This is a genomic window from Rhizobium atlanticum (genome assembly GCF_030182485.1).
Classification (GTDB): Bacteria; Pseudomonadota; Alphaproteobacteria; order Rhizobiales; family Rhizobiaceae; genus Rhizobium.
Map to the genome: position 1 here is coordinate 113489 of NZ_JAQJCJ010000014.1, position 13120 is coordinate 126608.

The window sequence follows — 13120 nt, forward strand, 5'->3', positions numbered from 1 at the left end:
TTCGGCTGGCTGCGGCTGCCGAGGTCAGTTGCCCCCAGCCTTTTGCTGCGGATCGAGCAGACGGTGCATGTGGACGATGAAATAGCGCATATGTGCGTTGTCGACCGTCTGCTGCGCTTTCGCCTTCCAGGCCGTCAGCGCCGAGGCATAGTCGGGAAAAATGCCAACGATATCGAGGCCGTCCAGATCACGGAACTGGACATCTTCGAGGCTTTCGAGTTCGCCGCCAAAAACGAGGTGCAAAAGCTGTTTCTTGTCACCGGAGTCAGTCATTTTCTTGTTCTCTTTCTGCCTAGTTCCTCCGCCACCTCATCTGCGGGATTTTGACGGAAACGTCAACTGTCTCGTCGCCCGGCGAAGGCCGCGAGGAACTCATCGATACGGGGCGCTGGCGCCGCACAGAGGACCTTATGGGTGACGTCGGCCCTGTTGTAGACGATGGACTTGCCGTCGAGATCTACAAGCCCGCCGCCGGCGCAGGCCAGAACGAGATCGGCGGCGGCAAGGTCCCAGTCATGCGAATTGCCCTTGACGAAGGTGGCTTCCAGACGGCCGTCTGCCACCATGGCGATGCGATAGGCCAGCGAGGGGACATATTTTTCGCGTCTCACCCGGTCACGGAACGCCGGCGGAAAGGTCTTCAACAGGTCTTCGCCGATCGCAAGCCGGCTCAACTCGTCCGGCCCGGCGGCGGAAACGGTGAAGGGCGTGCCGTTCTTCAGCGCCACGCCGCCGTCGACGGCCTCGTAGAGCTCTTCGAGCGCCGGTGCATAGAGCACGCCGGCGACCGGGCGGCCGCGATGCACGACCGCGACGCTGACACACCAGACTTGCTGCCCACCGAGGAAGGCCCGCGTGCCGTCGATCGGATCGACGATGAAAAGCGTCTCGCGCGACAGGCGGTCTTCATCGTCCTCGGTTTCCTCAGACAGCCAACCATAATCCGGCCGCGCCTTGCGCAGGATCGTTTCAAGCGTCTTATTGGCGGCGAAATCGGCGGCGCTGACTGGAGAGCGGTCGCCGTTCTTCCACCAGACCTCGGGAGACTGGTTGAAGAAGCCGTAGGCGACCGCGCCGGCCTCCTTCGCAGCATCGGCGATCAAGGCGAGATCGCTCTGCCAGCGGAGCTTTTCCCTATCGCTCATCCCGTCATTCCATTCCTGCCCGTTTTTACTGCCCGGCGAGCGTCATGCCTTCGATCGCGAGGGTCGGAGCCGCGACGCCGAACTTGCGGTCGATGTCGTTTGCCGGCGTCAGGCGCATGAACATCTCCTTGAGGTTCGAGGCGATCGTCACCTCGGATACCGGGAAAGTGAGTTCGCCGTTCTCGATCCAGAAGCCGGTGGCGCCGCGGCTGTATTCGCCGGTGATCATGTTGACGCCGTGGCCGATTAGTTCGGTGACGTAAAAACCGTTGCCGATGCTGCGGATCAGTTCCTCCGGCGAGATCTCGCCCGGCTCCAAGGCGAGGTTGGTGGAAGACGGCGTGACGGCGCTGCCGCCGCGCACGCCGCGGCCATTGGTCTGCAGGCCGAGCTCGCGGGCCGTCGAGGTCGAGAGGAACCAGTGCTTCAGGACACCGTCTTCGATCATGACAAGCCGCTCGCCGGACACGCCCTCACCGTCGAAGGGACGCGAGGAAGGCCCGCGCACGATCAGAGGATCGTCGGTGATCGAAAGGCCCAACTTCAGCACCTGCTGACCCATCCTGTCGCGCAGGAAGCTGGTCTTTCGGGCGACGGCGGCACCGTTGATCGCACCCGCGATATGGCCGACAAAACCGCGGGCGACGCGCGGATCGAAGACGACGGTGACGTTCTTGCCGGTCGGCACCTGGCGCGGATTGACGCGCTTGACCACCCGTTCGCCGGCGCGGCGGCCGATTTCGGCGGGATCGTCGAGCTCGGCGTAATAAAGCCGGCTGTCGAAATCATAATCGCGCTCCATGCCCGTGCCTTCGCCTGCGATGACGCTGACGGAATTGCCGAAACGGGAGGCCATGTAGCTGCCTTGGAAACCGTGCGATGTGGCGAGAACAAGACCGCCCATGCCGGCCGACGCGCCGGCGCCGGAGGAATTGGTGACGCCCTTGACCGCAAGTGCGGCCGTCTCGGCGGCAAGAGCAGCCTCGCGCAGCATCTCGGAGGAAACGTCGGTGGCATCGAGTAATTTCAGGTCGGGATAGGACCTGGCGAGGTTCGCCTCGTCCGCCAGGCACGCGAAGGGGTCTTCCGGGGAAACCTTGGCCATGGCGACGGCACGTTCGGCCAGCGCCTGGAGATCGAAGCCCGGATTGGCCGAAACGCTGGCGACACGCTTGCCGATGAAGACGCGGAGCGAAAAATCGTCGCTTTCCGACGATTCCGTCCCCTCGACCTTTCCAAGCCGGACGCTGACGGATTGCGAGCGAGAGCGAACGACCACGGCGTCGGCAGCGTCGGCCCCTGCCTTCCTTGCCAGATCGATCAATTGAGTTGCGCGGGAAAGAAGTGTCGAAGAATCGATTTCAGAGGACATGATTTGGCCTTTCCTTCGGCTTCCATTTATTGTGCACTCTCCCTGGCATCAAGGCCGCCGCCGCCGATTCTTTGCCGGGGCTGCCAGGATGTTTCCCGCCGTCGAAAGAAATTGCCAGCATGTCAGCGCCCAACGACCTTTTCTCCGAAACGATCCTGCTGCTCGGCGGCGCGGTGGTCGCCGCTCCGATCTTCAAGAAGCTGGGGCTTGGCACGGTGCTCGGTTATCTCGCCGCCGGCATCGTCATCGGCCCGGTCTTCCACGGCATCACCGACGGCGAACAGATCCTTGCCGTCGCCGAGCTCGGCGTCGTCTTCCTGCTCTTCATCATCGGCCTGGAGCTGAAGCCAAGCCGCCTCTGGCAGATGCGGCGCGACATCTTCGGCCTCGGCACGGCGCAGGTGCTGGTAACAGGGCTGGCGCTGACCGCGCTCTCCTGGTTTTCCGAGGTTCTCGATTGGCGCGGCAGCATCGTCGCCGGCTTCGGCCTGGCGCTGTCCTCGACGGCCTTCGCCATGCAGATCCTCGAAGGCGATGGCGACGTCAACACGAGATACGGGCAGCGTTCCTTCTCGATGCTGCTGTTCCAGGACCTGGCAATCGTGCCGCTCCTGGCGCTGATCACCGTTCTCGACGGCAGCGGCAAGGGCAGCAATACGCCGCTCACCGATATGGCCGTGGCCGTCGGCGCCGTGGCGGCGATGATCGTCGCCGGGCGTTATCTGCTGACGCCGCTCTTCCAGATCATCGCCCGCACCGGCGCACGCGAGGCGATGATCGCGGCCGCGCTCTTCGTCGTCATGGGATCGGCAAGCCTGATGCAGCTTGCCGGACTGTCGATGGCGATGGGCGCCTTCCTGTCGGGGGTGATGCTGGCCGAATCCTCCTACCGGCACGAGCTGGAAGCCGATATCGAGCCTTTCCGCGGCGTGCTGCTCGCCATCTTCTTCATTGCCGTCGGCCTGTCGCTGGAGCTGGACGTTCTCGTCGACAATGCGCTCTTCGTCATCGTCACGGTGCCGATCGTCATGGCCGTCAAGGCGATTATCATCTATGGTCTCTGCCGGATATCGGGATCTCCGCACAATGACGCGATCCGCATCGCCTTCCTCTTGCCGCAAGGCGGCGAATTCGGCTTCGTGCTGTTCACCACTGCGGGCGTCGTCGGCTTGATGTCGACGAGCACCGCGTCGCTGCTGGTGGCGATCGTCACGCTGTCCATGGCGCTGACGCCGATCGGCGCGGCGCTGTCGAAGCGGCTGCTCAACGGCGATGAACAGGAAGAGCTCGACGAGGATTTCGAAGGTGCGGGCGCCGACGTGCTGATGGTCGGTTTCTCACGTTTCGGCCAGATCGCCGCCCAGATCCTGCTTGCCGGCGGGCGCAGCGTCACCGTCATCGACTTTTCCGCCGACCGCATCCGCCAGGCCTCCTCCTTCGGCTTCCGCATTTATTTCGGCGACGGCACCCGCAAGGACGTGCTCCGCTCGGCCGGCATCGACCGGGCAAAGATCGTGCTCGTCTGCACACAGAAGAAGGAGATCACTGACAAGGTGGTCGAACTGGTGCAAGCGGACTATCCGCAGACGCGCCTTTACGTACGCTCCTATGACCGAATCCATTCGATCGAACTGCGCAACAAGGGGATTGATTACGAGCTGCGCGAAACGCTGGAATCGGGCCTGCTGTTTGGACGGCGGACGCTGGAGGCGCTGGGCGTCTCGGAGGTCGATGCCTATGAAATCGGCGAGGATATCCGCAAGCGCGACGAGGCGCGGCTGGTGCTGCAGGTCTCCGAAGGGCTGCAGGCGGGGCGCGACATGCTGTTTTCCCATCCGGTGCGTCCCGAACCGCTGGTCAAGCCGAAGCGCACCGCCGATCCTTTCGAGGACGATCCGCTGGCGGGAGTCGCGAATGCGGTGGCGGACGCATAAACCTGTTGCCGGAGCTGCGACGGTCGAGCAGTTCGAAAACAGTGGGCTACTGCCAGAATCTGTCAGCATTTCTCTCTAAATATTCTCCTGCCCAATATACAGGAGGTTTTTCGTGTTCGACAGCAACAGCATTCTACTTTTCGTAACCGACGCGCCGAAGAGCGCCAGCTTTTATGCGCGGCTGCTCGGGCAAGATCCTGTGGAGGCCAGCCCGACCTTCGCAATGTTCATTCTGCCTTCGGGCCTGGCGCTCGGATTGTGGGGCCGGACGGGCGTCCAGCCGGCGCCGGCTGCTGCGGGCGGCGGCTGCGAGGTCGGTTTCAAGGTCGCGACAGCGGACATGGTCGATAGGGTCCATATCGAATGGCAGGGCAAGAGCGCGGCGATCCTTCTGCCGCCGACCGACCTCGATTTCGGCCGCAGCTTTGTTGCTGCCGATCCCGACGGGCATCGCTTGCGCGTCTACAACGTCGCGGAGGACTGAACCATGTCCCGCAGCTGGATTGCCGTCGCATCAGCAAACCACGTCCGCATCGGGCGCGCAGCCGGGTTCATGCAAGTCTGTCACGGCAAGGCCGCTCCGCTCAAGCGGAGCGCGCCAGGGGACCGCGTGATTTACTATTCGCCGACTGAAACGTTTGGCGGCAAGGATCGCCTGCAGGCGTTCACGGCCATCGGCGTGGTCGAGGAAACGGCGGCATATCAAGTGGAGGCTCACCCCGGCTTCCGCCCTTGGAGGCGGGATGTCGTCTGGTGGCGGGCCATTGAAACGCCCATCCGGCCGCTGCTCGATCGGCTATCTTTCACGAGCGATCGGACAGGCTGGGGCTATCGACTGCGCTTTGGTCTCTTCGAAATCGACAATAACGATGCCGAGCTCATAGCCGAAGCGATGTTCGCTGAACCGCTGGCGCATGTCTCGCGGACGCCGGCAACGGTGCCCGTGCAAGGTTCCTTAGCGTTTTAGCCGCGCTTCGATCTCGCGGTCGAGGGCGAATTTCAGATCGTCCTTGACGCCGACGGACATAGCCAGCACTTCGCGAGCCTTCAGGAAATCCATGACGCCGGTGCGGCCGACCGTCGGGCGCAGGAAGATGTGCGGCTGGCAAAGCTTCAGCTTCAGCGAGATCGCCGTCTGCATCATCAGCTGTCCGGAACCGAAGATGCTTTCCATGCGGTTGGGAATATGAGTGCCGTCGCCCTCGGGAGCGCCGACGACATCGACGCCGACGACGATGTCGGCAAGATCCATCAGGCACTCATAAGGCACAGGATTGCTGATGCCGCCATCGATCATCACGCGGCCGCGCAGGCGCACCGGCATGAAAACGGCGGGGATGGAGGACGAGGCGGCAAGTGCGGGAAACAGCTCGCCCTCTTCGATGATCACCTCGTTCTGCCCGTAATAATCTGTGGTGATCACCTTTGTCGGCACCAGCAGATCCGCAAAGCGGGCCGGCAGCTCCGACGGCAGGAAAGCTTTGAGGATCCGCTCCAGGTTGAACTGGCCGATGCGGATGCCCTTGGCCACGGCATCGCGCACTGTCGTCGGCCTCATGCCCCAGATGCGGGCGACGACGGCCGTCTTGTTGCCGACGGTTGCCAGCGCATGTTCGCGGATCTCGGCGCCGGACATGCCGGCGGCCATGCCCGCCCCCATGATCGCGCCGATCGACGAACCTGCAATCGCCACAGGGCGGATGCCAAGTTCGTCGAGGGTTTCAATGACATGGATATGGGACAGGCCGCGCGCGCCGCCGCCGCCGAAGGCGACAGCGACCGTCGGCAAATCGCTGATCGCAGGCAGTTTCGGACTGATGATCTCTGCCTGCTGCACGCCCCGCCCCTGCGCCTATTGCGGCTGATACCGGAAGAAATGCACCCTCGTATCGCCAAAGATGCGGCTTTCGAGGAAAACATAGGAAGGGTCGACCGAAACGACAATGTCGGCGCGTTCTTCGAGCACCGCGATCGCCCCCGGCCGCAGCCAGCCGCCAACGGCGGCGGCCGCCATCGCCTTCTCGCCCAGGCCTTTGCCATAGGGCGGATCGGCAAAGAGAACGTCGAAAGGCTCGAGATTGCCGACGCTGCCAAGATCGGTCGCATCGCGGCGCAGGATGCGGGTACGGCCGTGCAGGCCGAGCGCATCGATGTTTTCCCAGAGCAGCGCCCGGCCCTCGACACTGTTTTCGACGAAGAGCGCGTGACGACAGCCGCGCGAGACGGCTTCGAGGCCGACGGCGCCGGTTCCGGCAAAAAGATCGAGGATCCGGGTGCCGTCGACACATTCCGGATAGGCATGGCTCAAAATATTGAACAGACTCTCGCGCGTCCGGTCGGCAGTCGGCCGGATATCGTTGGATTTTGGCACGGCGAGAGGCCGTCCGCGAAACTCACCGCCGACGATCCGCACCGCGCGTCATTCCCTTTCCTCGAGCACCACCTCTGGACGGACCGCCCGCCGGCCTGTCCCCGGCCGGCCTTTCACCGCCTGGCTTGGCGCCCTTAGGTTTGCCGGAAAAATTCTTGGGTCCACCGGGCTTGGCGCCAAAGCTCTTGCCGCGCGGCTTCTCGCCCGGGGCCTTGTCGCCGAACGAGCGTTCGCCGCGCGGACGCTCGGAGCGCCCCTCGCCGGCGAAGCTTCTGGCTGTCCGCGGGCGCTCGTCACCCTCCTCGCGCGGCTTTCGATCGCCACGCGGCTTGCCGGCGAAAGGTCGATCGCCACGCGAAGGTCGATCGCCGAAGGGGCGGTCGCTGCGCGGGCGCTCAGAACGACTCTCGCCGGTGGACGCTCTGGCGGCGCGAGGACGCTCATCACCATCCGCGCGCGGCTTGCGATCGCCGCGCGGCTTGTCGCCGAATGGCCGGTCGCCGCGCGAACGCTCCGCACGGCCTTCGCCACGCGCCGGGCGGTCACCATAACCGCGGTCTTCGCGGGCCGGGCGATCGCCGAACGAGCGCTTGTGGCCGCGGCCTTCGCCCTCATCCTTGCGGTGGGGCTGCTCGCTCGAGCGGATCCATTCGCCGTCCTCCTCGCGCACGCGATTGATCTGCGTGCGCGGGCGATCTTCGATATAGTGGAAACCGGTGCCCTTTGCCTGCGTCTGCTCGCCGCGCCGGCGCGCGGTCTGCGCATTCTTGGCGGCCTTGGCTGCCGCCTTCTCGCCGAGGGGCCGGGCGCCGGGCGCCATCCAGACATTGGCGCTGCGGCGCTGGCCGAGCGACTGGGCGCGCTTGGGCTTGTCTTCATCCCTGCGGCCGCCGCCGCGATCGTCGTCTCTGCGCCCGCCGGGGCGATCGTCGCGCTTGGTGTCGAGGCGGCTCAGCGCCCGTTCGCGCTTATCCTCCTCGCGTCGCGGCCGCTCGCGCTTTGCTGGTGCGGCCGGTGCCGAAGCCTCTTCCTCTTCTTCGGCAGCGACGGCGGGCGCATTGTAGATCGGCGCGTCGAAATTCGCCTTGGCTTCCTCGATCAGGCGCGGGCCGAGTTGGTCACGCAATGTGCGGCCGCGCACCTCGACGACATGGCCTTCCGGCAAGTCACCGAGCTGGAACGGCCCATAGGAAATGCGGATCAGACGGTTGACATCGAGACCGAGCGCGCCGAGCACATTTTTGATTTCGCGGTTCTTGCCTTCGCGAAGGCCCATGGTGATCCAGACGTTCGAACCTTTCGTGCGGTCGAGGGTCGCCTCGATCGAGCCGTAGAGCACGCCGTCGACGGCGATACCGTCCTTCAGCTTGTCGAGCGCCTCCTGATCGATCTCGCCATGGGCGCGGACGCGGTAGCGGCGCAGCCAACCGGTCGCCGGCAGTTCGAGGGCGCGGGCGAGACCGCCGTCATTGGTGAGCAGCAGTAGGCCTTCGGTGTTGATGTCGAGCCGGCCGATCGACATGACGCGGGGCAGCTCTTCCGGCAGGTTGTCGAAGACGGTCGGACGGCCTTCCGGATCGGCATTGGTGGTCACGAGGCCTGCCGGCTTGTGATAGAGCCAGAGCCTGGTGCGCTCGATGCCGCGGATCGGCACGCCGTCGACCTCGATGCGGTCGGCAAGCGTGACGTTGACGACGGGGGTTTCGAGAACCGTGCCGTTCAGCGTCACACGGCCTTCCATGATCATGCGCTCGATGTCGCGGCGGGAGGCGACGCCTGCACGCGCCATCACCTTGGAAATGCGTTCGGCCTTGGTGTCGCTGTCGGCTTCCGCCGCCGCCGAGCGCGCGGTTGCGGCCTTCGCCGGCTTCGCACCGCCCGCCTTCGGCCTGTTATCCCGTGAAAGGGGCTTTGCGCCCGGGCGTTTTGGCTTGTCTTTGGGTGTCATTTGCTGTTTGCCTGCCTTTTGGGCCTGTCTATCAGGTCACGCATCTGCGGTTAAGTGGAAATTCTTGCGATCGTGAAGACAAATCGTTTCATGGAGATGGCGCTTGAAGAAGCGCGCGCCGCCGGAGAACGCGGCGAGGTGCCGATCGGCGCGGTCGTCGTTGTCGACAATATTGCTGTTTCACGCTCGGGAAACCGCACGCGCGAGCTCAACGACGTTACCGCGCACGCCGAAATCGCCGCAATCCGGCTCGCCTGCGAGGCACTTGGGCAGGAGCGCCTTACCGGCGCCGATCTCTATGTGACGCTGGAGCCTTGCACCATGTGCGCGGCAGCCATCTCGTTTGCGCGCATCCGCAGGCTCTATTACGGCGCCGAGGATCCGAAGGGCGGCGCCGTCGACAATGGCGTGCGATTCTATGCGCAACCGACCTGCCATCACGCGCCGGAAGTCTATTCGGGAATCGATGAGGTGCAGTCGGCCGAGATTTTGCGGCGATTCTTTGCGGAACGAAGAGAGGCGCCGTAATCTCAGGGCCTGCACAACACCGTCATCCCGGCAGGCGGATGAGGGGCCGGTCCGGTGATATCGATAGAACTCGAACCAACCAAAAAGCATGGGCTACAGGCCGGTCAAAGCTGCTACTGCAGGAAGTTCCACCACTGCTTGCCGGAATTGGCGATTGCCGCGTCCTTCTTGCGCTTCTTCTGCTTCTTGAGCTCCGGCTCGCCGACGTCATCGAGCTTGGCCGGGTCGTCGACGGTTCGGTAACCGGGCGGCGGATCGGAAATGTAGCGACGCTGATCGACGTAGGAGCCCTTCTGCAGGGCTCGGGCCTCGCGATAGGCCTGGGTCTGGGCTTCGGTCGTGCGCCGGCCGCCTTCGATGGCGGAGCTTGCCAGCGGGGAGCGGTAATTCGGATTGTCCGAATTGGCGTCAGCCTCGGAGACGAGGCGGGCGCGGGTCTCCTCCGGCGATTCAAGCCATTGCGGATTGTCCTTGTTGGCCACCGTCGGCTGCGGCGCGACGAGGGTCTCTCGCTGGCCCTCAGCCGGCAGCACCAGCGTCGGGCGCGGCGTGTATTTGACGCCCTTGTTCTTCGGTTCCGGTCCGGTCAGAGACACGGACTGGCCAAGATCGTCGGTCAGCTGCTCCATGGCGGTCTTGTCGGTGCCGTAGGTCGGGCTGCTGGCGCAGCCGGACACAAGGGAGCATCCCGCCATGACAACAGACAGGCAGGCGCCAATACGGAACCAATGCGTTGCGAACATGAAAACCCTTCCAGCCACCGGTGCAATCGTCGCCCTACCGGACAACCGTCCCCCTGACGCAAAAATCCGGCCATTTTCAGGCAGCTTTTACCGGATGAACGCCGCAATGGCAATTCACCCGGCAAATATCTTCAGGCGCGGATGCCGAGTTCGCGCAAGGCGGCGGCGTCGCGCGCCGAGACGTCGGGATAGTCCGGATCAGAACCGACATCGGTGGTGATGCGCCAGGAACGGGCGCATTTGACGCCTTCGGCAGGCTTCGGCACGACGGCGACGTCAGGCACCTCGGCCAAGCGGAAAGCGTCGGCCGGGCCGGCATCTGACTTGATCGTGATGCCAGAGGTGATGCAGACTTCGCTGAAATCCTGGCCCTCGAGCGCCTCGCGAAGCGCCGCATCGGCGACATAGACAACGGGCGCCGCCTCGAGCGAGGAACCGATGCGCTTGTCCTTGCGCTCGATTTCGAGCGCGCCGGTCACGACGCTGCGGATCGCGCGGATCTTCCTCCACTTTTCGGCCAGCGCATCGTTGCGCCATTCCTTGGCGACCGGAGCGAACTGCTCCAGATGCACCGAGATAGCCGAGGGATTGCGTGAGAGCCATGCCTCTTCCGTCGTAAACGGAAGCATCGGCGCAAGCCAGGTCACCACGCAATCGAAGATCATGCGGATGACATAGAGCGCCGAGCGACGGCGGAGGCTGGAGGGCGCATCACAATAGAGCGCATCCTTGCGGACGTCGAAGTAGAAGGCCGAGAGCTCGACATTGGCAAAGTCGATCAATGCGCGGGCGATCTTCTTGAAGTCGAAGGCATCATAATTCTCGCGCACGAGCTGATCGAGCTCGGAGAGACGGTGCAGCATCAGCTGCTCCAGCTCCGGCAGATCGGCAAGCGCGATGACCTCCCCCTTGTCGTGAGCGAGCGTGCCGAGCATCCAGCGGATGGTATTGCGCAGCTTGCGATAGGCATCGACATTGGTCTGGATGATCGTCTTGCCGACGCGGAGATCATCAGCGTAGTCCGAGGTCATGACCCAGAGACGCAGGATGTCGGCGCCGGCATCCTTCATCACCTCCTGCGGCGAGGTGACGTTGCCCTTCGACTTCGACATCTTCTCGCCCTTCTCGTCCATGGTGAAACCATGGGTAAGGACGGCGTTATAAGGCGCGCGGCCGCGGGTGGCAGCCGATTCCAAGAGCGAAGAATGGAACCAGCCGCGATGCTGGTCGGACCCTTCGAGATAAAGGTCGGCCGGCCATTTCAGGTCGGGGCGATCCTCCAGCGTGAAGGTGTGCGTCGAGCCCGAGTCGAACCAGACGTCGAGGATATCCATGACCTGTGTCCACTTGGCCGGGTCGTGCTCGTTACCAAGAAACCGTTCCTTGGCGCCTTCGGCAAACCAGGCGTCGGCGCCTTCGGCGTCGAAGGCATTGAGGATGCGCTGGTTGACGGCCTCGTCTTTCAGAACTTCGCCCTGCTCATTCACGAAGACGCAGATCGGCACACCCCACGCTCTTTGACGGGAAAGAACCCAATCCGGACGCTGCTCGATCATCGCACGCAGACGGTTCTGCCCGGCCGCCGGCACAAAACGGGTGTCGTCGATCGCGCCGAGGGCCCGGCTGCGCAGCGTCGTTCCATCCGGCAGCGTCTTGTCCATATAGACGAACCACTGTGGCGTATTGCGGAAGATCACCGGCTTCTTCGAGCGCCAGGAATGCGGATACTGGTGCTTCAGCCGACCGCGGGCAAAGAGCGCATTGCGCTCGATCAGCGCCTTGATGACGCGATCATTGGCATCGCCCTTCTTGCCGTTGTCGTCGATGACGCGTGCGCCTTCCAGACCGGGAGCATCCGCCGTGTAGAAGCCGCCGTCGTCGACCGGGAACGGGATCTTGGTCTCGATGCCGCGCGCCTCGATCTCACGGGCATGCGCCATCCAGACGTCAAAGTCTTCGCGGCCGTGGCTGGGTGCGGTGTGCACGAAACCGGTGCCGGCATCGTCGGTGACATGATCGCCCTCGAGCAGCGGCACGACAAATTCGTAACCGCCTTCCAGGCCTCGGAGGGGATGTGCGCAGGCCATGCCGGCGAGATCGGCAGCCGTGACATCGGCTAGGCGCCGGTACTGCAGCTTCGCCTTGGCAAAGGATTCCTCGGCCAACTTGTCGGCGAAAACAAGCTTCTCGCCCGGACGCGGGCCGAAATCATTCTCGGCAGCCGTGACCTCGTAAAGGCCGTAGGCGACACGTGAGGAATAGGCGACCGCGCGGTTGCCGGGGATCGTCCATGGCGTGGTCGTCCAGATGACGACGAAGGCATCCTTGACGCTGTCGGGGCCTTTCGCGATGGGGAATTTCACCCAGATCGTGTCGCTTTCATAGTCGTGGTACTCGACCTCGGCTTCCGCCAGCGCGGTGCGCTCGACCACCGACCACATAATCGGCTTGGAGCCGCGGTAGAGTTGGCCGCTAGCGGCGATCTTCAAGAGCTCACCAGCGATGCGGCTTTCCGCATGGAAGTTCATCGTCAGATACGGGTTTTCGAAGTCGCCCACGATGCCGAGGCGCTGGAACTCGTCACCCTGGACCTTGATCCACTTCTCGGCATAGGCGCGGCACTCGCGGCGGAAGCCGATCATCGCCGCCGGCTCGCTCAGGTCAGGCTTCGCCTTTCCCTTGGCGCGATAGTTCTCTTCCTCGATCTTCCATTCGATCGGCAGGCCGTGGCAATCCCAGCCGGGCACGTAGTTGGCGTCATAGCCGCGCATCTGGAACGAACGGTTGATGACGTCCTTGAGGATCTTGTTCAGCGCATGGCCGATATGGATGTTGCCATTGGCATAGGGCGGGCCGTCGTGCAGGACGAATTTCTCGCGGCCGGCGGCGGAGGCGCGCAGTTTCTTATAGAGATCCATCTGCTGCCAGCGGGCAACAAGCTCCGGTTCCTTCTGCGGCAGACCGGCGCGCATCGGGAAATCGGTTTCAGGCAGATAGAGGGTCTTCGAGTAATCGATCTTTTCGGCTGTTTCGGTCATGTGTGACAATCGTTTCTGGCAGCCCCGTGAGGGCGCGACGG

At 63.7% G+C, this 13120-nt stretch carries 12 protein-coding genes; 4 read left to right on the forward strand and 8 right to left on the reverse strand.

Going from position 1 to position 13120, the window contains the following annotated elements:
• Positions 1–24: 24 nt before the first annotated feature.
• The 3 genes from PH551_RS20890 to PH551_RS20900 form a co-directional block, all read right to left on the reverse strand.
• The gene (locus PH551_RS20890; RefSeq protein ID WP_085777121.1) at positions 25–273 is read right to left on the reverse strand and encodes a DUF4170 domain-containing protein; all 249 of its coding nucleotides are present in this window, start codon (positions 271–273) and stop codon (positions 25–27) included.
• 62 nt (positions 274–335) lie between these two features.
• Positions 336–1145, reverse strand: coding sequence for a 3'(2'),5'-bisphosphate nucleotidase CysQ (locus tag PH551_RS20895; RefSeq protein WP_221114044.1), 810 nt, complete (start codon positions 1143–1145; stop codon positions 336–338).
• Between the two features lie 25 nt (positions 1146–1170).
• Complete coding sequence (locus PH551_RS20900) at positions 1171–2517, reverse strand: TldD/PmbA family protein (RefSeq protein WP_285194781.1); 1347 nt, start codon at positions 2515–2517, stop codon at positions 1171–1173.
• Positions 2518–2636: 119 nt separating this feature from the next.
• On the opposite strand from PH551_RS20900, the gene PH551_RS20905 reads away from it, so the two are divergent.
• The 3 genes from PH551_RS20905 to PH551_RS20915 all read left to right on the forward strand — a co-directional run bounded on the left by PH551_RS20905 (position 2637) and on the right by PH551_RS20915 (position 5418).
• Positions 2637–4451, forward strand: coding sequence for a monovalent cation:proton antiporter-2 (CPA2) family protein (locus PH551_RS20905; RefSeq protein WP_285194782.1), 1815 nt, complete (start codon positions 2637–2639; stop codon positions 4449–4451).
• A gap of 112 nt (positions 4452–4563) precedes the next feature.
• Entirely contained in the window at positions 4564–4935 is a 372-nt protein-coding gene (locus PH551_RS20910) for a VOC family protein (RefSeq protein WP_285194783.1), read from the forward strand.
• Between the two features lie 3 nt (positions 4936–4938).
• Positions 4939–5418 (forward strand): EVE domain-containing protein, encoded by a 480-nt coding sequence (locus tag PH551_RS20915; protein ID WP_285194784.1) that lies wholly within the window; start codon positions 4939–4941, stop codon positions 5416–5418.
• Here the strand turns inward: PH551_RS20915 and PH551_RS20920 are convergent.
• The 3 genes from PH551_RS20920 to PH551_RS20930 are packed head-to-tail and all read right to left on the reverse strand — an operon-like array spanning position 5407 to position 8770.
• Positions 5407–6288, reverse strand: coding sequence for a patatin-like phospholipase family protein (locus PH551_RS20920; RefSeq protein ID WP_285194785.1), 882 nt, complete (start codon positions 6286–6288; stop codon positions 5407–5409). The two genes, PH551_RS20915 and PH551_RS20920, sit on opposite strands and share 12 nt — an antisense overlap.
• Before the next feature lie 15 nt (positions 6289–6303).
• The gene (gene rsmD, locus PH551_RS20925) at positions 6304–6864 is read right to left on the reverse strand and encodes a 16S rRNA (guanine(966)-N(2))-methyltransferase RsmD (RefSeq protein ID WP_285194786.1); all 561 of its coding nucleotides are present in this window, start codon (positions 6862–6864) and stop codon (positions 6304–6306) included.
• Positions 6845–8770, reverse strand: coding sequence for a pseudouridine synthase (locus tag PH551_RS20930; protein WP_285194787.1), 1926 nt, complete (start codon positions 8768–8770; stop codon positions 6845–6847). The genes rsmD and PH551_RS20930 overlap by 20 nt, the downstream gene beginning before the upstream one ends.
• Before the next feature lie 90 nt (positions 8771–8860).
• Here PH551_RS20930 and PH551_RS20935 point away from each other — a divergent pair, with 90 nt between their 5' ends.
• Complete coding sequence (locus tag PH551_RS20935) at positions 8861–9298, forward strand: nucleoside deaminase (protein ID WP_285194847.1); 438 nt, start codon at positions 8861–8863, stop codon at positions 9296–9298.
• A 113-nt stretch (positions 9299–9411) separates the two neighbouring features.
• Here PH551_RS20935 and PH551_RS20940 read toward each other — a convergent pair whose 3' ends face one another.
• Together PH551_RS20940 and ileS are read right to left on the reverse strand one after the other, a co-directional pair.
• Positions 9412–10041, reverse strand: a complete 630-nt coding sequence (locus tag PH551_RS20940; protein WP_085777111.1) for a hypothetical protein — start codon at positions 10039–10041, stop codon at positions 9412–9414.
• Positions 10042–10172: 131 nt separating this feature from the next.
• A complete protein-coding gene (gene ileS / locus PH551_RS20945; protein WP_285194788.1) occupies positions 10173–13079 on the reverse strand; it encodes an isoleucine--tRNA ligase in 2907 nt (968 codons plus the stop codon).
• Between the last annotated feature and the right edge of the window lie 41 nt (positions 13080–13120).